The following is a 20413-nucleotide window of genomic DNA, read 5'->3' as shown; positions in this document are numbered from 1 at the left end:
TAAGCCCGCGCGTTAGCAACATGACCCTTCGGGTCTGGGGCCCTCCACCAGCCTAATTGAGGACGATATGAACAGCTTCAAGCCGCTTGTCTTTTCCGGCGTCCAGCCGACCGGCAATCTCCATCTCGGCAACTACCTCGGTGCGATCCGCAAATTCGTGGCGCTCCAGGAAAACAACGATTGCATCTATTGCGTCGTCGATCTGCACGCGATCACCGCCCAGCTCGTCCACGACGACCTGAGGGGCCAGATCCGCTCGATCGCCGCCGCCTTCATCGCTTCGGGCATCGACCCGAAGAAACATATCGTCTTCAACCAGTCGGCCGTGCCGCAGCATGCGGAACTCGCCTGGGTCTTCAATTGCGTCGCCCGCATCGGCTGGATGAACCGCATGACCCAGTTCAAGGACAAGGCGGGCAAGGACCGCGAGAACGCCTCGCTCGGCCTGCTCGCCTATCCGAGCCTGATGGCGGCCGATATTCTCGTCTATCGTGCCACCCACGTGCCGGTCGGCGACGACCAGAAACAGCATCTGGAACTTGCCCGCGACATCGCCCAGAAGTTCAATATCGACTTCCAGGAAAAGATCCGCGCCGCAGGCACCGGTGTTGACATGGTCGTCGGCGAGGAGCCGATCCACGGCTTCTTCCCGCTGGTCGAGCCCCTGATCGAAGGGCCGGCGCCACGCGTCATGTCGCTGCGTGACGGCACCAAGAAGATGTCGAAATCCGACCCGTCGGACCTCTCGCGCATCAACCTGATGGACGATCCGGAAGAGATCGCCAAGAAGATCCGCAAGGCCAAGACCGATCCGGAAGGCCTTCCGAGCGATGTCGAAGGCCTGAAGGGCCGGCCGGAAGCCGACAACCTCGTCGGCATCTATGCGGCCCTTGCCGACAGGACCAAGACCGACGTTCTCGCCGAATACGGTGGCCAGCAGTTCTCGGTCTTCAAGCCGGCGCTTGCCGATCTCGCCGTGCATGTGCTCGCGCCGATCACGTCCGAAATGCGCCGCCTGATGGACGACACGACCCATATCGATGCCATCCTCAAGGATGGCGGCGAGCGCGCCCGCGCCCGCGCCGAAAAGGTCATGGGCGACGTCTTCGATATCGTCGGCTTCCTGCGCTGATATCTTCCGGCACGGCTGACGCCACGCAAAGATTGCATACCCGCCACGGCAATCGTGGCGGGTTTTCATTTTTTTCGGTTGGTATAAGTTCCGCATCACGACCGCTTCGGTCGACTACATGCGAAGGAGGGGCGGCATGGTTTCGAAACGGCTTTCGCGGCTTGAAGGGCACCGGCGCAAGTTCATGGCGGTCATCGATGGCACGCCGGAATGCGAAAAGGCGGTCCATTACGCCGGACGCCGCGCCAAAAATTCCAACGGCGGCCTCGTCCTGCTGTTCGTCATCCCCGAGGGTGACTTCCAGCAATGGCTGGGCGTCGAGCAGATCATGCGCGCCGAGGCTCGCGAGGAAGCCGATGCGGTCATGGCGAAAACCGCCCAGAAGGTACGCGAGACGATCGGTATCGATCCGGAAATCGTCATCCGTGAAGGCAACGCCAGCGAACAGATCATCCAGCTGGTCGACGAGGACCGTGACATCGCGGTCCTCGTCCTGGCGGCCGGCTCCACCAAGGAAGGGCCCGGACCCCTGGTATCCGCCGTTGCTGCCTTCCCGATTCCGGTCACCGTGTTGCCCGACACGCTGACCGCCGAGGAAATTGACGCGCTGGCCTGATTGCGGGCTTGATCTTGCGCGGGCAAAGGAGCACTTGAACGAAAAGCTGATACGGCTTATCTTCTTTTGAAGAATTCTAAATTTGCGAGGGGCGCTCCGCCCCAGGAGAGACGAGATGTTCATTCAGACGGAAGCCACCCCCAACCCGGCGACCCTGAAGTTCCTGCCCGGTAAAGTCGTCATGGACAAGGGCACCGCCGATTTCCGCAATGCGGGCGAGGCGGAAGCGTCTCCGCTGGCCGAGCGTCTGTTCGGCATTTCCGGCGTCACCGGCGTCTATTTCGGCTACGATTTCATCACCGTCACCAAGGAAAGCGCCGAATGGCAGCACCTGAAGCCGGCGATCCTCGGTTCGATCATGGAGCATTTCATGTCTGGCGCCCCGGTCATGGGCGGTGCGTCCACGCTGGCCGAAGCCTCTGACGAGGAGGGCGAGTTCTTCGACGAGGACGATGAAACCGTCGTCGCGACGATCAAGGAACTGCTCGAAACCCGCGTCCGCCCGGCGGTCGCCCAGGATGGCGGCGACATCACCTTCAAGGGGTTCCGCGACGGTACGGTCTACCTCAACATGAAGGGCGCATGCTCGGGCTGCCCGTCGTCGACGGCGACCCTCAAGCACGGCGTCCAGAACCTGCTCAAGCATTTCGTTCCGGAAGTGCAGGCCGTCGAAGCGCTCTGAGTTCGCCGGCACCGTTGAATGATTGTTCTGGCCATCGATACCGCCGGGGTGGATTGCTCCGCAGCGCTCTATGACAGCGCCGCGGGGAAAGTGCTGTCGGCCGTCACTGAGACGATCGGCAAGGGCCATGCCGAACGGCTGATGGCCGTCATCGACGAAGCGCTCGCCGCCGCCACTCTTCCGTTGAAAGCCGTCGAGCGCGTGGCGGTCGTCATCGGCCCGGGCTCGTTTACCGGCATTCGCGTCGGCGTTGCGGCTGCTCGCGGCCTCGGCCTCGCACTCGGTGTCGAAACGGTCGGCGTGACCACGCTCGAGGTGCTGGCGCGCAAATTTCTCGACGAACATCCGGGCCGGCCGGTCGTGGTTGCCATGGATGCCAAGCGCGACGAAGTCTACACACAGGCGTTTTCCGCAAGGGCCGAGGCATTGAGCCATCCTGCAGCGCTTTCGCCGGAGGGTGCTTCGGAGCTTACAAAGTCTCTTTCCGCAACGGCGATCGGTTCCTGGGTCGAGCATTCCCTTGGCAAGGGAGAGGCTGAGTACGAGGGGCGGGACCGCTTCGACATCACCGTCGTTGCCCGTATCGCCGCCGAAAAACCTGCGGATGCGCAACGCCCTAAACCGTTGTATCTTCGTGGACCTGATGCGAAACCGCAGACCGGTTTCGCCCTTGCCCGTTCGTGAATGTACAGACTGCGCCGATGTTCGACGATTACCTGACCTGGAAGCCGTATTTCGAAGTCGTGCCGATGGAGGCCGGCGATTGCCTGGAAATCTCCGAGCTGCATGGCCAGCGATTTCCCCGCCAATGGAGCGATGGCGAATTCCAGAACCTGCTTCTGCAGCACAACGTCTTCGGTTTTGTTGCCCGCCAGACCAATGCGTTCTTTTCGAAGCCGCTCGGCGGTTTCGTTCTGTCGCGTGAGGCGGCCGGCGAGGCGGAGATCCTGACGGTCGCCGTCAACGAGAAATTCGGCCGTGTGGGGCTTGGCTGGCGCCTGATGCAGGCGGCTTTGCGCGAGGCGGCATCACGGGGCGGGGAGAGCATGTTCCTGGAAGTGGAGACAGCCAATCGCCCCGCCGTCGAGCTTTATCGCAAGCTTGGATTCCAGAAAGTCGGCGAAAGGCCAGCCTATTATGCCGGGCCGGATGGCAGGCGATCCACGGCGCTTGTCATGAGCCGCGTTCTTCGCTAGTCCGTTAGTTTCTACGCGAACGTTTCGAGGCCAAAACGACATGACAGACCTTTCCAAAACCCTGGAGGAGCTGTGTGCCGAAAAGGGTATGCGAATGACGGATCAACGCCGTGTCATCGCGCGTATCCTGCAGGAATCCGATGACCATCCGGATGTCGAGGAGCTCTATCGCCGTTCGTCCAAGGTCGATTCGCGCATCTCGATCTCGACGGTCTACCGCACGGTGAAACTCTTCGAGGACGAGGGGATCATCGAGCGTCACGATTTCCGCGACGGCCGCTCGCGCTACGAGACGGTGCCCGAGGAGCATCATGACCATATGATCGATCTCAACACCGGTACCGTCATCGAGTTCCGCTCGGCGGAGATCGAGGCGCTGCAGGAGCGTATTGCCCGCGAGCACGGCTTCCGTCTCGTCGGCCACCGGCTGGAGCTTTACGGTATCCCGCTGGACAAGGACGATAAGTGATTACCTGGGCCCGGATCGGCTTCGTTATTGTCGCTCTTTTCGCAGTGACGCTGATCCTGTGGCCGTTTCAGCTCCTGGGGCTCGCCCTCGATCTTAAAATCCGCCGGTATATCCCGCGCTACTGGCACAGGAGCGCCTGTTTCCTGCTTGGCATCCGTATTCATATCCACGGCAAGCTGGAGCACCGCCGGCCGCTGATGCTCGCCTGCAATCATGCATCGTGGAAAGACATTCTCGTGCTGGGGGCGATCGCCGACGTCGTTTTCATTGCCAAGATGGAAGTCTCGGAATGGCCGGTCTTCGGCACGCTTGCCAAGCTGCAGAAGAGCATCTTCGTGGTCCGCGAACAGAAGCGCCGCGCCGGCGACCAGGTGAACGAGATCGCCGAGCGCATGGCGGCCGGCGAGATCGTCGTCCTCTTTCCCGAAGGCACCACATCCGACGGCAACCGGCTTCTGGAGGTAAAGTCGTCGTTGTTCGGCGCGGCCGCCGCGGCCGTCCAGCATTCGCCGGAAGGTGTCGTGCATGTTCAGCCGGTGGCGATCGCCTATACCCGGATCCAAGGCATGGCTATGGGCCGTTATCACCGCCCGATTGCCGCGTGGCCGGGCGATATAGAGCTCATGCCGCATCTGCTCGGCATCCTGAAGGAAGGGGCCCTCGACGTGGACGTGGCCTTCGGCGAGACGGTGGAATTCCGTGCGGGAGACAATCGCAAGCATCTCAGTCAGGCGGTGACCAGCCGCATGCGCCTCATGCTGATCCGCCACCTGCGGGGCCGCGACTACGAAGCGCTTTAGGAAACGCTTCATTTCCGGGTCTTCTTGCGGTATGGAGCGAGCCATGAACGAACACGTCTCCTTGCCCCTGCCTGCCGACGAGCCGGTCCACCGCCCGAATTCCCGCAAGGTCTTCATCAAGACCTACGGCTGCCAGATGAATGTCTATGATTCAGGCCGCATGAGCGATGCGCTGGCGAGCGAAGGTTACGTGCCGACCGAGGAGATGGGGGAGGCCGACCTGATCCTCCTCAACACCTGTCATATCCGCGAGAAGGCGGCAGACAAGGTCTATTCGGCCCTCGGCCGCCTGCGCGACATGAAAAAGGCGCGCGCCGCCGAAGGCCGGGAACTGATGATCGGCGTTGCCGGCTGTGTTGCCCAGGCCGAAGGCGAGGAAATCATCCGCCGCGCGCCGGCTGTCGACGTGGTGATCGGCCCTCAGACCTACCACCGCCTGCCGCAGGCGCTGAAACAGGCCCGCGGCGGCAAGCCGGTGGTCGATACGGAATATGCGGTCGAGGACAAGTTCGAGCATCTGCCTGCAACGGAAAAGGCAAAGATCCGCGCCCGCGGCGTCACCGCCTTCCTCACCGTTCAGGAGGGCTGTGACAAGTTCTGCACGTTCTGCGTCGTGCCCTATACCCGTGGGTCGGAAGTTTCCCGTCCCGTCCAGCAGATCGTCGACGAAGCCTGGCGGCTCGTTGACGGCGGCGTGCGCGAGATCACGCTGCTCGGCCAGAACGTCAATGCCTGGCGGGCGGAAGGCCCAGATGGCGGCGAATGGAGCCTCGGCGACCTGCTGTATCGTCTGGCGGAAATTCCGGGCCTGGCGCGTCTGCGTTATACGACCAGTCATCCGCGCGACATGGACGACCGGCTGATCGAGGCTCATCGCGATCTGCGCACCCTGATGCCCTACCTGCATCTGCCGGTCCAGGCAGGTTCGGACCGTATCCTGAAGGCTATGAACCGCCGCCACACCGGCGCTGAATATCTGCGCCTGATCGAGCGCATCCGCGAGGCCCGGCCGGACATCGCCATCGCCGGCGATTTCATCGTCGGTTTCCCGGGCGAGACGGACAAGGACTTCGAAGATACGCTCCGCCTCGTCGAGGACGTGAACTACGCCCAGGCCTATTCTTTCAAATATTCGACCCGCCCGGGCACGCCTGGCGCCGATCTGACCGATCAGGTGGCGGAAGAGGTAAAGGCGGAGCGGCTCGAAAGATTGCAGGCCCTGCTCTTGAAACAGCAGGCCGATTTCGCCAAATCCTGCGTCGGAAAGGTCATCGACCTGTTGCTGGAAAAGCCCGGTCGCATGCCGGGACAGGTCATCGGACGTTCTCCCTGGCTCCAGTCTGTGAATGTTGATGCAAAAACATCGCAAATCGGTGACATTATCCAGGTACGAATCAGTGGAACCGGCCCGAACAGCTTGTTTGCCGACCCGGCAGGGAGTTTAATAGGAGCCTGAGCTAACATCGAGGAGCTTGCCTACTTGAACGGACATGAATTGGTTTCTTCATCCGCGCGCCACCCCCGCACCGCCGCTACCGACGCCAATCACTTTGTCCTGACGTTCGAGAACAATAGGTTCGCCAGCGAGCTTTTCGGTCAGTTCGATCAGAATCTCAAACTTCTCGAAGAGCGGCTTCATATCGATGCCCGGGCACGCGGCAATTCGGTGGCGATCTCCGGCGATCTCGTCGCGACCAACCAGGCGCGCCGTGCGCTGGATTTCCTCTACGAGCGGATCCAGAAGGGCGGCTCGGTCGATACTTCCGATGTCGATGGCGCGATCCGCATGGCGCAGGCGGCGGACGACCAGCTGCAGCTGCCGACGCTCGAGAAAAAAGCCAAGCTCTCCATGAGCCAGATTTCCACCAAGAAGAAGACGGTCGTCGCGCGCACCCCGACCCAGGACGCCTATATGCGGGCGCTCGAGCGCTCGGAGCTTGTCTTCGGCGTAGGTCCTGCCGGTACCGGCAAGACCTATCTTGCCGTTGCGCACGCTGCCCAGCTTCTGGAACGCGGTGCCGTCGATCGGATCATCCTGTCGCGCCCGGCCGTCGAAGCCGGCGAGCGCCTGGGCTTCCTGCCCGGCGACATGAAGGACAAGGTCGATCCCTACCTGCGGCCGCTTTATGACGCCCTCTACGACATGATGCCCGGCGACAAGGTGGAGCGGGCGATTACCGCCGGCGTCATCGAAATCGCGCCGCTTGCCTTCATGCGTGGCCGCACGCTCGCGAATGCCGCCGTCATTCTCGACGAGGCGCAGAACACCACGTCCATGCAGATGAAGATGTTCCTGACCCGTCTCGGCGAAAATGCCCGGATGATCGTCACCGGCGACCCGAGCCAGGTCGATCTGCCGCGCGGCGTCAAATCCGGCCTGGTGGAAGCGCTGCAGATCCTGAAGGGCGTTGAGGGCATCTCGGTGATCCGCTTCAAGGATACCGACGTGGTCCGCCATCCGCTGGTCGGCCGCATCGTCCGGGCCTATGACGCGCAATATGCCGTCCATGAGGAAAGCGAGGAAGTCGACCGGTAACGGTCGGCTCCAGACCTCATGCCCCAACTCGACATACAGATCAGCATTGAAGACGAGGGCTGGCCCGAAGAGCCGGCCCTTATGGCCTTGAGCGAAAAGACGCTCGAAGCAGCGGCCGAATTCCTGGCGAGGCAGGAAAAGCAGCCTTTCCCCAAAATCGCCCCGGAACTGTCGCTGGTCTTTACCGACGACGCGGCGATCAAGGAAATCAACGCCGAATGGCGCGGCAAGGACAAGCCGACCAACGTGCTGTCTTTCCCCGCCTTTCCGCTCGAACCCGGCAAGATGCCGGGGCCGATGCTGGGCGATATCGTCATCGCCCGCGAGACGGTCGAGCGGGAGGCGGTTGATCTTGACAAGAGTTTCGAGGATCATCTGACCCATCTGCTCGTCCATGGTTTCCTGCATTTGTTCGGTTACGACCATATGGAAACGGACGAAGCGGAAAGAATGGAAGCGTTGGAGACTCGCATTTTGGCCGTGCTTGGCCTATCTGACCCCTATGCGGGGCAAGACCCGATAGTATAGTCTGGACCAATGAACGACTTTTCGACAAATCCCGCCCGCGAGGGCAAGGACGCCGACTCGAGTTCCTCGGAAGAGGGCAGTAGTCCGTCTCGAGCGGAAGCCCAAAAACACCAAAGCTCTTTCTGGTCGCGCGCGGTCAGGCTGCTCAGGCCGTCGCAGGGTGAGAAGCTCCGCGAGGATCTCGCCGATGCTTTGATGACCGACGCCAATGTCAGCAATGCGTTTTCGCCCGAGGAACGGGCGATGCTGCACAACATCCTCCGCTTCCGTGAGATCCGTGTCGAGGACATCATGGTACCTCGCGCCGATATCGAGGCGGTCGATATGACCATGACCATCGGCGAGCTGATGATCCATTTCGAGGAAACCGGCCGCTCGCGCATGCCGGTCTACAGCGATACGCTCGACGACCCGCGCGGCATGGTCCATATCCGCGATCTTCTGTCCTATCTCGCCAAGCAGGCGCGCAACAAGCGGCGCACCAGTGGGCGTGCGGCGCCCGCCCAGCCGATGCCGCTTGCCGCAGACAAGCCGGAAAAGGCTGAAAAGACCGTGCGCACGCCGCGGCCTGCCTTCGATCTCGGCCGTGTCGATCTCGAACAGACGGTTGCCGAAGCCGGACTGATCCGCAAGATCCTGTTCGTGCCGCCTTCGATGCTTGCATCCGACCTGATGCAGAGCATGCAGGCCGCCCGCACCCAGCTGGCGCTCGTCATCGACGAATACGGCGGCACCGACGGTCTCGTCACCCACGAGGATATCGTCGAAATGGTGATCGGCGACGTCGAGGACGAGCATGACAACGACGAAGCCCTGTTCTCCCGCACCGGCGAGGATGTGTTCCTGGCCGATGCGCGTATCGAACTGGAAGAGATCGCGGAAGCGATCGGTCCGGATTTCGACATTCGCGATCGCCTCGAAGACGTCGATACGCTGGGCGGCCTGATCTTCTCTGCCCTTGGCCGTATTCCGGTGCGCGGCGAAGTGGTGCAGGCGGTGCCGGGCTTCGAATTCCAGATCCTGGAAGCCGACCCTCGCCGCATCAAGCGCGTGCGGATCCTGCGCAAGCGGGCACTCACCCGCCGCCGTCAGAAAGGCGAGGGCGAAATGCTGCTCACCGATCAGACACCGACCACCGTCTTGCTACCCGCCCCATCCGCCCAGGATGCCGATCGGCCCAATCATCAGGCCGGATGATGATCCCGCAGGCGTCCACGCCGCTTTGACCTCACGACAAGCCCCCCTTTTTTTGAAAGACTGCAGCGGCTGATTCGGGGCGGAAGGGAACATAAATGGTGCGGCTGGCGGGCAGGATCATGCTTCTCTGGGGCTTCCCGCGCATCGTCGTCGCTTTCCTGGCAGGCGCGCTCGGCGCGCTCGCGCTACCGCCCTTCGGCTTCTTTGCGGCGCTTTTCGTCTCCTTCACGCTGCTTGTCTGGCTGATCGACGGTTCGACCGGCCATCCGGATGGAGGCTGGTTTGCGCGGTTCCGCTCGGCCTTCTGGATCGGTTGGGTCTTCGGTTTCGGGTATTTCGTCGCCGGCCTCTGGTGGCTCGGCAATGCGCTCCTGGTGGAAGCGGACGAATTCGCCTGGGCCCTGCCGCTCGCGGTTCTCGGCCTGCCGGCCTATCTCGCCCTCTTCTATGGTCTAGCGACGGCGGTCGCGCGCATCTTCTGGTCCGACGGTTTCGGGCGGATCGCCTCGCTCGCCTTCGGTTTCGGCCTTGCCGAATGGCTGCGCGGCTTCGTTGCCACCGGCTTTCCCTGGAATGCGATCGGTTATGGCGCAATGCCCATGCCGCTGATGATGCAGTCTGCAGCCTTCCTCGGCATTTTCGGCGTGACCGTGCTCGCCGTCTTCGTGTTTTCAGCCCCCGCCCTGATCGCCACCGGAAAGGGCATGAAGATCGGTTTGACGCTGGCGGTCCTGCTGTTGGCCGCCCATCTCGGTTATGGCGCCTATCGGCTTCGCGTCGCCGATGCCGCTCCGGCTCCGTCCGCCGACAGCCAGCCTGTCGTCCGCATCGTGCAGCCGGTGATCGACCAGGCGCGAAAGCTGGACGATGCCGAACGCGCGGCAATCTTCGAGGAGCATCTGGCGCTATCCGCCTTGCCGCCGCAAGACGGTGGCAAGCGACCGGATATCGTCGTCTGGCCGGAAACCTCGGTGCCCTTCATTCTGACCCAGAACCCGGACGCGTTGACCCGCATCGCCGAGGTGCTGCAGGACGGCCAGGTTCTGATCACCGGTGCGGTCCGCTCGGAAGATGCAGGTGCGGGCTCCGCGCCGCGTTTCTACAATTCCATCTATGTGATCGACAGCGAAGGCCAGATCGTCTCGGCGTCCGACAAGGTGCATCTCGTCCCGTTCGGGGAATACGTCCCCTATGAGGATCTGCTGCGCAATCTCGGAATCCCCGATGCCATCGCCATGCCGGGCGGGTTCAGTGCCGCGCCGGTACGCGCCATGCTGACCTTGCCTGGCGGCAGGACCTTCTATCCGCTGATCTGTTACGAGGCGATCTTCCCGAACGAAATCGGGCAGGAGGTGGAGCGCGCGAGCGCACTGCTGAACGTCACCAATGACGGCTGGTTTGGAGCGACGCCGGGGCCTTACCAACACTTCCAGCAGGCCAGAATCCGTGCGGTCGAAAACGGCCTGCCACTGATTCGCGGGGCAAATACCGGGGTTTCGGCGGTTGTCGACCCCTTCGGAAGGCTAATACGCGCTATGGATTACAATCAAAAAGGCGTGATAGACGCAACCTTGGGAAGTATTTCGATCCCGCATTGGGATGCGCGCGCTCGGGAACAGCACTTCTGGTTGGTTCTTTTGCTCATGTTGTTGATTGCAGCCGTCTCGCGCGTTGGTTTTAATTTTCGGACGAATTGACCAAAAACCCCTAAAATTGCATAGTGGTCCCAGCCTTTCGTCTCGCCGTATGCTTCAAACGTTGAGCCTGTTGTGACCAGCCGCACGAAGTGTATCTCCACACGCAGACCGGGTTGTGAGGATTGAACAACAAACGTCGTCAGGACATCGTTATGATTGAAAACAAAAAGAAGCCGAACCCGATCGATATTCATGTCGGGAGCCGGATTCGCCTTCGCCGGACCATGCTCGGAATGAGCCAGGAAAAGCTGGGTGAAAGCCTTGGCATTACGTTCCAGCAGATCCAGAAATACGAGAAGGGCACCAACCGCGTTGGCGCCAGCCGTCTGCAGAACATTTCCAGCATTCTCAACGTGCCGGTGTCCTTTTTCTTCGAGGATGCGCCGGGCGATCAGGGCGGCGGCCAGGGCGGCATGGCGGAAGCCTCGAGCTCCAACTACGTGGTCGATTTCCTTTCGTCTTCCGAGGGCCTGCAACTCAATCGGGCTTTCGTGAAGATTTCCGATCCGAAAGTTCGTCGGCGTGTGGTTGATCTCGTCAAGGCTCTGGCAGCGGACGCCGAGGGCGAGTAACGCTCCTTCGATAGCAGCATGGAAGCGGCCTCAGGGCCGCTTTTTTGTTGCCTGCTGCACAGATCGGAGTGTTGCGGGAATGTCCGGATTGCACACATAAAGATATATTTATGTCGTTGTACGCTTGTTTTTCTCGCTGGAAATCACTAACAAAGGTGCGTTCGTTTCTTTGAGGGGAATCCCGTAATGCGCGCAAGTTATCTGTTCACCAGCGAGTCCGTGGCCGAGGGCCATCCGGACAAGGTTTGTGATCGTATCTCCGATGAAATTGTAGATCTTGTGTACCGCGAAGCGGCCAAGACCGGCGTCGATCCCTGGACCGTGCGCATTGCCTGCGAGACGCTCGCAACCACGAATCGCGTGGTCATTGCCGGCGAAGTCCGCCTGCCGCCGAGCCTGATGAAGAAGGACAAGGACGGCAACGACGTCATCAATCCCTCGAAGTTCAAGTCGGCCGCCCGTAAGGCGATCCGCGACATCGGCTACGAGCAGGACGGTTTCCACTGGAAGACCGCCAAGATCGACGTGCTGCTGCACTCCCAGTCCGCAGATATCGCGCAGGGCGTCGACAGCGCTGCCGACAAGCAGGGCGATGAAGGGGCCGGCGACCAGGGCATCATGTTCGGTTACGCCTGCAAGGAAACGCCGGACCTCATGCCGGCGCCGATCTATTATTCCCACAAGATCCTGCAGCTGCTCGCCACCGCCCGCAAGAAGGGCGAGGGTGACGCCGGCAAGCTCGGTCCGGACGCCAAGAGCCAGGTGACCGTACGCTATGAGAACGGCAAGCCAGCCGCCGTCGACTCGATCGTTCTGTCCACCCAGCACCTCGACGGCAGCTGGGATTCCAAGAAGGTCCGCCAGGTCGTTGAGCCCTATATCCGCGAAGCCCTCGGTGACCTGCCGATCGACAAGGATTGCAAGTGGTACATCAACCCGACCGGCAAGTTCGTCATCGGCGGCCCGGATGGTGACGCTGGCCTGACCGGCCGCAAGATCATCGTCGACACCTACGGCGGTGCGGCTCCCCACGGCGGCGGCGCATTCTCCGGCAAGGACACGACCAAGGTCGACCGTTCGGCCGCCTATGCTGCCCGCTACCTGGCGAAGAACGTCGTCGCTGCCGGCATTGCCGACCGCTGCACGATCCAGATTTCCTACGCAATCGGCATCGCCCAGCCGCTGTCGATCTATGTCGACCTGCACGGCACTGGCAAGGGCACGACGGAAGACCAGGTGGAAACCGCTATCCGCAAGGTCATGGACCTCTCTCCGACCGGCATCCGCCGCCATCTCGACCTCAACAAGCCGATCTATGCCAAGACTTCCGCCTACGGTCATTTCGGCCGCAAGTCCGGCCGCGACGGCTCCTTCTCCTGGGAGAAGACGGATCTGGTGAAGCCGCTCAAGGACGCCCTGAAGGAAGATACCCTCAAGGCCGCCTGATCGGCCTTTACGGATAGCTCCATAAAACTGTAAAGCGGGTGCCTCCTGACGGAGACGCCCGCTTTTATCGTGAGAGACCAGCCTATGACCGAACCGCAGCACCCGAGCCGCAGCACCGAAGCCTTTTTCGGACGCCGCAAGGGCAAGCAGCTCCGCGAGCGCCAGGCGGAAGGCATCGCTACCCTGCTGCCAGCGCTGAAGCTCGATCTTCAGGCTCCCGCACCGGCAACGCTTTCAGAGATTTTTCCCATTCCGGTGGAGGAACTGCGGCTGGAGATCGGCTTCGGCGGCGGCGAACACCTCGTCCACCGTGCGCAGGAAAACCCGCAGACGGGTTTCATCGGCGTCGAGCCCTTCGTCAATTCCATGGCGAAACTTCTGTCACGGGTGGACGAACTGGGACTGAAGAACATCCGGGTTTATGACGACGACGCGACGCAGGTGTTGGACTGGCTGCCGGATGCCTCGCTCGATCGTATCGACCTGCTTTATCCGGATCCCTGGCCGAAGCGGAAACACTGGAAAAGGCGGTTTGTCTCTGAGGTCAATCTCGACCGCTTCCACCGCGTGCTGAAGCCGGGCGGTCTATTTCTGTTCGCATCCGACATCGACACTTATGTCAACTGGACGCTGACCCATTGCCGCGACCATGGCGGTTTTCAATGGCAGGCGGAGCAATCCTCGGACTGGCTGACGCCCTTCGCCGGCTGGCCCGGTACGCGATACGAAAACAAGGCTCGCCGGGAGGGCCGCTCCTCGGCCTATCTGACGTTCAGGAGAACCTGAAAGGTCAGTGGAGGCTGACGGTCTTCAGGTCGTCTTCAGCTGCCTTGAAGAAGGTGCTGGAGCGATTGTCGGTCAGAAGAATCGGCGTGCCATCTGCGCCGAACAGGGCCCAAAGATCGAGACTGGGATCGATATCCGGGGCTTCGGGGAAGCAGCGGGACACTTCGTCCGACCGCATCTTGCGAATATATCCGACCTCTCCAGCACCCAGATGAGCAAGTTCGGACAGCGTCAAACGCGTATTCGCTTCTTTCAGGAGCATTCCAGCCTCCAGCATTGAGGGGCAACGGCATTGGCGCCGTTGACCTACTCTGAGACGGAAATGTTAATTTTTCGCACCATGCGGGCGGGCTCCGGCCGGATAAGGTCAACGGAGAGCAGGCCGTTCTTGAGCCAGGCGCCGGAAACCTGCATTCCGTCGGCGAGCACGAACACGCGCTGGAACTGCCGCGCCGCAATGCCGCGGTAAAGATAGTCGCGATCGCCCTGCTCGGTCTGGCGTCCACGGATGACAAGCTGGTTTTCTTCCGTCGTCACATCCAGCTCGGCCTCGGAAAAGCCGGCGACGGCCAGCGTGATTCGCAGCCGTTCGGGTGCGCCTGAAGCGTCCTCGCGAATACGTTCGATGTTATAGGGGGGATAACCGTCATTCGCCTTGGCAAGGCGTTCGAGGGTTTTCTCCATGGCGTCGAAGCCCAGCAACAAAGGGCTCGCAAACGGCGTCATTCGGCTCATCGTCCAGTCCTTGCAACAAGCGACCATGTCGACGCCCGCCATGCGGCCCGCCAACCTAGCCGTTATATGGGAGGTTGCTGCAGCGACCGCAAGGACGGGCACCGGGCCAGATGGTCACGATTGCTCTATGCAGGCCATGCAATACCTGACAGAACGCAAGGTTGTGAAATAACAGCCGCGGAGAAACGGGAGCATCCATGCAGCGCAGGAAAATCATCATCGATACCGATCCGGGCCAGGACGATGCCGCGGCGATCATGCTTGCCCTGGCAAGTCCCGACGAGATCGAGGTGCTTGGCCTCTGCGCGGTTGCCGGAAACGTTCCGCTTTCCTACACCAGCCGCAACCTCCGGATCATCTGCGAACTCTGCGGCAGGCCGGATGCGCCGGTCTATGAAGGTGCGCTGCAGCCGACCATGCGGCCACAGGTGACTGCGGAACACGTTCACGGCAGGACCGGCCTCGACGGCATCGAACTTCCTGAGCCGGCCATGCCGGTGAAACACACGCATGCGGTCGACTTCATCATCGAGACCCTGCGTAGGGAGCCGGCAGGGACGGTGACGCTCTGCACGCTCGGGCCGCTTACCAATATCGCGCTCGCCCTCGAGAAGGCACCGGATATCGCGGCACGCGTCCAGCAACTGGTGATGATGGGCGGCGGCTTTTTCGAGGGCGGCAACATCACGCCGGCTGCCGAATTCAACATCTATGTCGATCCGGAAGCGGCGAAGACCGTATTCGCATCGGGCATGCCGATCGTCATGATGCCGCTCGACGTCACGCATCAATTGCTGACGACGAAAGCCCGCGTCGAGAAGATCGCCGCGCTCGGCACCCGCCCTGCCGAAGTGCTGGTCGCCTGGCTCGCCTTTTTCGAGCGCTTCGACATCGAAAAATACGGCTCGGATGGTGGGCCGCTGCATGATCCGACGGTTATCGCTTACCTTCTCAAGCCGCAGCTTTTCTCGGGACGCGACTGCAATGTCGAGATCGAGACGCAGTCGGAGTTGACGGTCGGCATGACGGTGGTCGACTGGTGGCGTGTCTCCGGCCGCAAGCCGAACGCCAAGGTGATGCGCGATGTCGATGCTGACGGCTTTTTCGAATTGCTGACGGAACGGGTCGCCCGCCTCTGAGGCGGGAAAAGTCGCAAGAAAAAAGCCGCCGGTTACGCGGCGGCTTTTTGCATCTCGGCTTCAGGTGCGATCAGAATTCCTGCCAGTCGTCGGATGCGACGGCGGCTGAACCATGGGAGATCGCAGCCCTTGGCGCCGGCTTGGCACGCAGAGCCGGGGCCGGAGTCGGTGCCGGCTGGCTTGCCCGCGGCGCCCGCATGGTCTGGGCCACCTGGCGCAGTGCCTGCGGCGCATTTTGGGTGTGGCCCGCAGCATGCGCGGAGACGCGGAACCGGGCGACCAAAGTCTTCAGCGTCTCCGCTTCCGTGCTCAGTACGCTGCTTGCGGCTGTGGTCTCTTCCACCATGGCGGCATTCTGCTGGGTCACCTGGTCCATCTGGTTGACGGCCGAGTTGACTTCCTTGAGACCGACGGCCTGTTCGCTTGCCGAAGCCGAGATCTGACGGATCAACCCGTTGATCTGCATCACCTGCACCGCGATCTTCTGCAGCGTGTCGCCGGCCTTGCCGACCAGTTCCACACCGTCACCGACCTGGCTGGTCGAGGCGTTGATGAGCGCCTTGATCTCCTTGGCGGCGTTGGCGGAGCGCTGGGCGAGTTCGCGAACTTCCTGGGCGACGACCGCAAAGCCCTTGCCAGCCTCGCCGGCGCGGGCTGCTTCGACACCGGCGTTGAGTGCCAAGAGGTTGGTCTGGAAGGCGATCTCGTCGATCACGCCGATGATGCGCGAAATCTCCTGAGAGGATTGGGCGATGCCCTGCATCGAGGCGACGGCCTTCTGCACCACTTCGCCGGATTTCTCCGCGTCCTCGCAGGCGAGGTTGACCGTGGCGGCAGCGGAGCTGGCGTTCTCGGCGCTTGAATTCACCTGCGCGGTGAGCTCGTTAAGCGCGGCTGCGGTTTCCTCGAGGCTGGCTGCCTGCTGTTCCGTCCGGCGCGACAGGTCCTGCGCGCCGGTGGTGATTTCCCGGCTGCCATTGCCGATGTTGTGGACGGTGGAGCTCACCGTCGCGATCGTGTCCTCGAGGCTTTCGAGCGCCTTGTTGAAGTCGACCTTCAGTTTGGCATATTCGCCCGGGAACTCGTCCTGTATGCGATAGCCAAGATTGCCGTTGGAGAGCTCCGCCAGGCCATTGGCAAGCGAGCTGACAATGCGCTGCTGCTGCTGGGCATTCGCTTCACGCTCGTCTTCCGAACGGTGGCGTTCGCGCTCCGCCGCATGACGCTGCGCCTCGGCTTCCGTTTCGAGTCTGCAACCGTCAGCCAGCGTGTGGCGGAAGCCTTCGAGCGCTCCGGCGAGCGAACCGATCTCGTCGGTGCGGTCCTGCCCCTCGACCGGCTGTTCGAAACGGCCCTTGCTCAGGGTATCGACGCTGCCGAGCAATGCGGCGAGAGGCCGCCGAACGAAGACGGTGCTGCCGAAATAGAGGGTCGCGATGCAGGCGCCCATGATCACAATGCCGCCCAGCACCATCATCAGGGTCTGATCCTGAACCGGCGCGGCGATCACGCTCTGCGGCACGTCGAGGACGATCGCCCAGCTGGTATTGAGATCCGGGACCGTGAACGGATAGACGACGCGTTCATAGGGTTCCGCCGCATCGGCAGTCAGGTTGTCGAGCTGGACGGGCTGGTTGGACTTCAGCGCGGAAAGCAGCTGGCTCGCCTTCTCGCCCTCGACGGGCTTCATCAGCTTGTCCGCTTTGATCGGCACGATCCAGTTGCCGCCTTGAGACACCAGAAGAACCCGGCCGGAGCCGAACGGCCGCATCGCCTGGAGCTTCTTCGTCAGGGTTGCGAGCGAGACGTCGAGACCGGCCACGCCGATGAACTTCGAGCCCGACATGACCGGATAGGCAACCGAGCTCATCGCGACCGCGTCGCCTGTCGTGCTTTCGGTATAGGGCTGGGTAAGCGCCCCCTTCTTCGAGGTTGCCGCCAGCGAATACCATTCCGCCTTGGTATCGATGTCGAAGACGCTGTAGGCGATGTCGCCGGTACGGCTCTTGGTCCAGTAGGGGGCAAGTTCACCCTTCCTGTTGGCGCCCATGTCCTTGTTGCCGACAAGGTCGGCGTTCTTGCCGTCGAATACGCCCGGCACTTCCGCAAACCAGCTGCCATAGGCAAAGGCATTCTGCTCCAGATTGGCCTTGAGAGCGTCGGTCACGCCCTTGCGGTCGAGATAGCCGGCGGCGTGGCCACGGCCGATCACGCCTGCGATCGACCGCGCTGCGCCGGCAAGCTGGCCCATGTCGACGGCCACTTCGTTGGCGATCGACCGCGCTTCGGCCTGCGCTTGCGCCATCGTCAGCGTCGACACGCGGTTGCGGGTCTGGGAAATCAGGAAGAAATTGGAGAGAACCAGAACGACGGCGATGACCAGGCTCGTTACCAGTATGAGTTTGGTCGAAAGCGACTTGATCTTGAGCGAAAACATCGATTGCCTCGCATTGCGGACAGAGGTGAGGCCCCTTCATGGAGCTGCCCGCGAGGCGGATACGCGATCGAATCCTGTCCCCGCAGAGATATCGATCGCGACCCTAAGAGGGATATCTTAACTTTAGCTAAAATTGTAAGGGCCAGCTCTGGCCGAGACTAAAGACAGGCGGGTGCCTGATCGGAGCGTCTCAGACCCTGGCGTCGACCGCTTCGGCAGGCGGGATGGACGGCTGGGCGCCACGGGTGAGGCAGGCGAGCGATCCGGCCACCGCGGCGCGGCGAAGTGCTTTCGCAAAATCGAGCCCCTGTTCGAGGCTTGCGGCCAGATAACCGCAAAACGTGTCGCCGGCGCCGACCGTATCGACCGGCTCGATCTTCAGCCCCTCGGCGGTGACGATCTCTCCTTCGCGGATCGCGATCACGCCGTCGCCTCCGAGCGTGACGACGAATGTCTGGCCGGTTTCCCCATGCAGTTTTTTCAACGTGGCCTGGCGTGCTGCAGCGTCCGGGACAGAACCTCCCGCCAGCAACTCGAATTCCGTTTCATTGGCGACGACGATATCTGCCAGCAGGGTGAGCCGTGCCGCATCGCCGGTCAGGGGCGCGGTGTTGATCATCGTCAGGACGCCCTTGGCGCGGGCCGCGTTGAGCGCCGCTTCCACCGTCCCGGCCGGGATTTCAAGCTGAAGCATCAGGATGTCGCCGGTCTTCATGGCCTCGACTGCCGCCTTGGCCTGCACTGCATCCACGGTGCCATTGGCGCCAGGCACCACAGCGATCATATTTTCGCCGGTGCCGCCGACCAAAATGAGGGCCGTGCCCGTAGGTTCGCCGACGCGAGCGACTGCGGAAAGATCGACCTTGGCGTCATCAAGAAGCGCCAGCGCCGGCGCGGCAAAACCATCTTCGCCGACGGCTCCCGCCATATGTACGGCGCTTCCGGCACGGCGCGCCGCCAGCGCCTGGTTAGCACCCTTGCCGCCCGCCGCCGTCGCGAAACTCGATCCCGCAACCGTCTCGCCCGGTTGGGGAAGACGCTCGGTCGTGGCGACGAGGTCCATGTTGATGGAGCCGAGAACAGTGATCATGGGGAGGCCCGCCTGCTGGATAAAAGTGGCGCGACACTGCCCCAGAGCGTCACTCCTCGTCAACCACCCGTAGCTTGAGAAGGCCGGTGCGGCTTTCGACCACCTTAGCCTGCGGCAGGTCGCGGGCCGCTTCAGCCTCCACCGGAGCCTCGAGTTCGAGAGCCTCGATCTTGCCGCCGCGGCGGTTGAGCTTGTCGGCGGAGGTAAGGATCTGTTCGACATCCTTCTGCGCTGCAAAGAAATGCGCCTGCAGCTTGCGGGTACGGTCGTCAAGCCGCGAAAGATCCTCGATCAGCAGCGCCACTTCGCCCTGGATGAGATGCGCCTGCTCGCGCATCCGCTGGTCCTTCAGCACAGCCTGAATGACCTGGATAGAGAGCATCAGCAGCGAGGGGGAAACGATGACGATGCGAGAACGCTGCGCTTTCTGCACCGAGGTCTCGAAATGCTCGTGGATCTCCGCGAAGATCGATTCCGACGGCACGAAAAGGAAGGCCATTTCCTGCGTTTCGCCCGGGATCAGGTATTTTTCCGAGACATCGCGGATATGCACTTCGAGATCGCGCTTGAAGGCCTGGGCGGCAGCTCGCCGGGCTTCAGGTGCAGCGGCCTCGCGAAAGGCGTTCCAGGCTTCGAGCGGAAACTTGGCATCGATCACCAGCGGCGGCGCGCCGTTCGGCATCCTGATCGTGCAGTCCGGACGCGTGCCGTTCGAAAGCGTGGTCTGGAAGCCGTAGGCGCCCATCGGCAATCCATCGGCGACGATCGCTTCCATGCGGCCCTGGCCGAAGGCGCCGCGCGTCTGCTTGTTCGAGAGGATCGCCTGCAGGCCGACGACGTCCTTAGCCAGCGTCTGGATATTGTTCTGGGCGGCATCGATCACCGCCAGCCGCTCCTGCAGCCGCCGCAGGTTCTCATGCGTCGATTTGGTCTGTTCGGTGATCGTCGTCCCGATCCGGTGCGTCATCCCGTCGAGCCGCTGGCTGACCGACTGGTTGAGCTCCGATTGTCGCGTCGAAAGCGTCTCCGCCATGGCCGACAGCCGGCCCTGCATCTCGCTCTGTGCTCTCAGAAGCTCGGAAAGCCGGGCCTCACTCTCCATGGCCTGCAAGGCTGCGTCTTCCCGGGCGCGACGCGATGCCCGCCAAGACAGAAAGAGCCAGAACAGCAGCAGCGCGCCGCCACATACCATCGCCACGACGGCAGCGCGCGGATCGTCGAAAAAACGGGAAAGGCTTGCAACGGGATTATTCATGGCTGAAAGCTAACAGAATTTTCCCGCTTGAAAAGATCAAAACGTGAACATTTGGCTTCCCCGGTCCGTAATTTCTGTTTCTTCGGAAAAAAAGATGGGT

At 62.0% G+C, this 20413-nt stretch carries 21 protein-coding genes; 16 read left to right on the top strand and 5 right to left on the bottom strand.

Annotated features, from left to right (window positions below):
- Positions 1-67 precede the first annotated feature (67 nt).
- The 15 genes from trpS (at position 68) to trmB (ending at position 13657) form a co-directional block, all read left to right on the top strand.
- Positions 68-1132: a tryptophan--tRNA ligase gene (trpS, locus tag J2X76_RS05655; protein WP_113285292.1), complete on the top strand. Its 1065-nt coding sequence runs from the start codon at positions 68-70 to the stop codon at positions 1130-1132.
- A 136-nt stretch (positions 1133-1268) separates the two neighbouring features.
- A complete protein-coding gene (locus tag J2X76_RS05650; protein WP_113125561.1) occupies positions 1269-1748 on the top strand; it encodes a universal stress protein in 480 nt (159 codons plus the stop codon).
- Positions 1749-1863: 115 nt separating this feature from the next.
- Complete coding sequence (locus J2X76_RS05645; protein ID WP_113125562.1) at positions 1864-2430, top strand: NifU family protein; 567 nt, start codon at positions 1864-1866, stop codon at positions 2428-2430.
- 18 nt (positions 2431-2448) lie between these two features.
- Positions 2449-3114, top strand: a complete 666-nt coding sequence (gene tsaB / locus J2X76_RS05640; RefSeq protein WP_310213941.1) for a tRNA (adenosine(37)-N6)-threonylcarbamoyltransferase complex dimerization subunit type 1 TsaB — start codon at positions 2449-2451, stop codon at positions 3112-3114.
- 17 nt (positions 3115-3131) lie between these two features.
- Positions 3132-3626 (top strand): GNAT family N-acetyltransferase, encoded by a 495-nt coding sequence (locus J2X76_RS05635; RefSeq protein WP_113285294.1) that lies wholly within the window; start codon positions 3132-3134, stop codon positions 3624-3626.
- 40 nt (positions 3627-3666) lie between these two features.
- Positions 3667-4095, top strand: coding sequence for a Fur family transcriptional regulator (locus J2X76_RS05630; protein WP_113125565.1), 429 nt, complete (start codon positions 3667-3669; stop codon positions 4093-4095).
- Positions 4092-4895: a 1-acyl-sn-glycerol-3-phosphate acyltransferase gene (locus J2X76_RS05625; protein WP_113125566.1), complete on the top strand. Its 804-nt coding sequence runs from the start codon at positions 4092-4094 to the stop codon at positions 4893-4895. The genes J2X76_RS05630 and J2X76_RS05625 overlap by 4 nt, the downstream gene beginning before the upstream one ends.
- Positions 4896-4938: 43 nt before the next feature.
- Positions 4939-6351, top strand: a complete 1413-nt coding sequence (miaB, locus tag J2X76_RS05620; RefSeq protein ID WP_310213937.1) for a tRNA (N6-isopentenyl adenosine(37)-C2)-methylthiotransferase MiaB — start codon at positions 4939-4941, stop codon at positions 6349-6351.
- A gap of 24 nt (positions 6352-6375) precedes the next feature.
- On the top strand, positions 6376-7431 hold the full coding sequence (locus J2X76_RS05615; protein WP_113125568.1) for a PhoH family protein: 1056 nt from the start codon (positions 6376-6378) through the stop codon (positions 7429-7431).
- 18 nt (positions 7432-7449) lie between these two features.
- Complete coding sequence (ybeY, locus tag J2X76_RS05610; protein ID WP_113125569.1) at positions 7450-7959, top strand: rRNA maturation RNase YbeY; 510 nt, start codon at positions 7450-7452, stop codon at positions 7957-7959.
- Positions 7960-7968: 9 nt separating this feature from the next.
- Positions 7969-9156 (top strand): hemolysin family protein, encoded by a 1188-nt coding sequence (locus J2X76_RS05605; RefSeq protein ID WP_310213935.1) that lies wholly within the window; start codon positions 7969-7971, stop codon positions 9154-9156.
- Between the two features lie 95 nt (positions 9157-9251).
- Complete coding sequence (gene lnt, locus J2X76_RS05600; RefSeq protein ID WP_310213933.1) at positions 9252-10853, top strand: apolipoprotein N-acyltransferase; 1602 nt, start codon at positions 9252-9254, stop codon at positions 10851-10853.
- Positions 10854-11005: 152 nt separating this feature from the next.
- Positions 11006-11425, top strand: a complete 420-nt coding sequence (locus J2X76_RS05595; RefSeq protein WP_113125572.1) for a helix-turn-helix domain-containing protein — start codon at positions 11006-11008, stop codon at positions 11423-11425.
- Positions 11426-11611: 186 nt separating this feature from the next.
- Positions 11612-12871: a methionine adenosyltransferase gene (metK, locus tag J2X76_RS05590; RefSeq protein ID WP_113125573.1), complete on the top strand. Its 1260-nt coding sequence runs from the start codon at positions 11612-11614 to the stop codon at positions 12869-12871.
- 84 nt (positions 12872-12955) lie between these two features.
- Positions 12956-13657, top strand: a complete 702-nt coding sequence (gene trmB / locus J2X76_RS05585; RefSeq protein ID WP_113125574.1) for a tRNA (guanosine(46)-N7)-methyltransferase TrmB — start codon at positions 12956-12958, stop codon at positions 13655-13657.
- 4 nt (positions 13658-13661) lie between these two features.
- Here the strand turns inward: trmB and J2X76_RS05580 are convergent, their stop codons facing one another.
- Together J2X76_RS05580 and J2X76_RS05575 are read right to left on the bottom strand one after the other, a co-directional pair.
- Complete coding sequence (locus J2X76_RS05580) at positions 13662-13919, bottom strand: DUF1150 family protein (protein ID WP_038539224.1); 258 nt, start codon at positions 13917-13919, stop codon at positions 13662-13664.
- Positions 13920-13963: 44 nt separating this feature from the next.
- Entirely contained in the window at positions 13964-14392 is a 429-nt protein-coding gene (locus J2X76_RS05575) for an Hsp20 family protein (RefSeq protein WP_113285360.1), read from the bottom strand.
- Between the two features lie 197 nt (positions 14393-14589).
- Here J2X76_RS05575 and J2X76_RS05570 point away from each other — a divergent pair, with 197 nt between their 5' ends.
- Complete coding sequence (locus J2X76_RS05570) at positions 14590-15531, top strand: nucleoside hydrolase (RefSeq protein WP_310213928.1); 942 nt, start codon at positions 14590-14592, stop codon at positions 15529-15531.
- A 70-nt stretch (positions 15532-15601) separates the two neighbouring features.
- Here the strand turns inward: J2X76_RS05570 and J2X76_RS05565 are convergent, their stop codons facing one another.
- From J2X76_RS05565 to J2X76_RS05555, 3 genes are all read right to left on the bottom strand, one after another.
- Positions 15602-17968 (bottom strand): methyl-accepting chemotaxis protein, encoded by a 2367-nt coding sequence (locus J2X76_RS05565; RefSeq protein ID WP_310213926.1) that lies wholly within the window; start codon positions 17966-17968, stop codon positions 15602-15604.
- 190 nt (positions 17969-18158) lie between these two features.
- Positions 18159-19058 (bottom strand): ribokinase, encoded by a 900-nt coding sequence (locus J2X76_RS05560; RefSeq protein WP_310213925.1) that lies wholly within the window; start codon positions 19056-19058, stop codon positions 18159-18161.
- A gap of 49 nt (positions 19059-19107) precedes the next feature.
- Complete coding sequence (locus J2X76_RS05555) at positions 19108-20313, bottom strand: DNA recombination protein RmuC (RefSeq protein WP_310213923.1); 1206 nt, start codon at positions 20311-20313, stop codon at positions 19108-19110.
- Positions 20314-20413: the final 100 nt, after the last annotated feature.

This window comes from Neorhizobium sp. 2083 (assembly GCF_031455615.1).
Taxonomy (GTDB): Bacteria; Pseudomonadota; Alphaproteobacteria; order Rhizobiales; family Rhizobiaceae; genus Neorhizobium.
This window is presented reverse-complemented; position numbering and strand designations above follow the sequence as displayed.

Bases quoted from the DNA above. Each gene is read 5' to 3' on its own strand.
- trpS (WP_113285292.1), top strand. From the start codon at position 68: ATGAACAGCTTCAAGCCGCTTGTCTTTTCCGGCGTCCAGCCGACCGGC.
- J2X76_RS05650 (WP_113125561.1), top strand. From the start codon at position 1,269: ATGGTTTCGAAACGGCTTTCGCGGCTTGAAGGGCACCGGCGCAAGTTC.
- J2X76_RS05645 (WP_113125562.1), top strand. From the start codon at position 1,864: ATGTTCATTCAGACGGAAGCCACCCCCAACCCGGCGACCCTGAAGTTC.
- tsaB (WP_310213941.1), top strand. From the start codon at position 2,449: ATGATTGTTCTGGCCATCGATACCGCCGGGGTGGATTGCTCCGCAGCG.
- J2X76_RS05635 (WP_113285294.1), top strand. From the start codon at position 3,132: ATGTTCGACGATTACCTGACCTGGAAGCCGTATTTCGAAGTCGTGCCG.
- J2X76_RS05630 (WP_113125565.1), top strand. From the start codon at position 3,667: ATGACAGACCTTTCCAAAACCCTGGAGGAGCTGTGTGCCGAAAAGGGT.
- miaB (WP_310213937.1), top strand. From the start codon at position 4,939: ATGAACGAACACGTCTCCTTGCCCCTGCCTGCCGACGAGCCGGTCCAC.
- ybeY (WP_113125569.1), top strand. From the start codon at position 7,450: ATGCCCCAACTCGACATACAGATCAGCATTGAAGACGAGGGCTGGCCC.
- J2X76_RS05605 (WP_310213935.1), top strand. From the start codon at position 7,969: ATGAACGACTTTTCGACAAATCCCGCCCGCGAGGGCAAGGACGCCGAC.
- lnt (WP_310213933.1), top strand. From the start codon at position 9,252: ATGGTGCGGCTGGCGGGCAGGATCATGCTTCTCTGGGGCTTCCCGCGC.
- J2X76_RS05595 (WP_113125572.1), top strand. From the start codon at position 11,006: ATGATTGAAAACAAAAAGAAGCCGAACCCGATCGATATTCATGTCGGG.
- metK (WP_113125573.1), top strand. From the start codon at position 11,612: ATGCGCGCAAGTTATCTGTTCACCAGCGAGTCCGTGGCCGAGGGCCAT.
- trmB (WP_113125574.1), top strand. From the start codon at position 12,956: ATGACCGAACCGCAGCACCCGAGCCGCAGCACCGAAGCCTTTTTCGGA.
- J2X76_RS05580 (WP_038539224.1), bottom strand. From the start codon at position 13,919: ATGCTCCTGAAAGAAGCGAATACGCGTTTGACGCTGTCCGAACTTGCT.
- J2X76_RS05575 (WP_113285360.1), bottom strand. From the start codon at position 14,392: ATGAGCCGAATGACGCCGTTTGCGAGCCCTTTGTTGCTGGGCTTCGAC.
- J2X76_RS05570 (WP_310213928.1), top strand. From the start codon at position 14,590: ATGCAGCGCAGGAAAATCATCATCGATACCGATCCGGGCCAGGACGAT.
- J2X76_RS05565 (WP_310213926.1), bottom strand. From the start codon at position 17,968: ATGTTTTCGCTCAAGATCAAGTCGCTTTCGACCAAACTCATACTGGTA.
- J2X76_RS05560 (WP_310213925.1), bottom strand. From the start codon at position 19,058: ATGATCACTGTTCTCGGCTCCATCAACATGGACCTCGTCGCCACGACC.
- J2X76_RS05555 (WP_310213923.1), bottom strand. From the start codon at position 20,313: ATGAATAATCCCGTTGCAAGCCTTTCCCGTTTTTTCGACGATCCGCGC.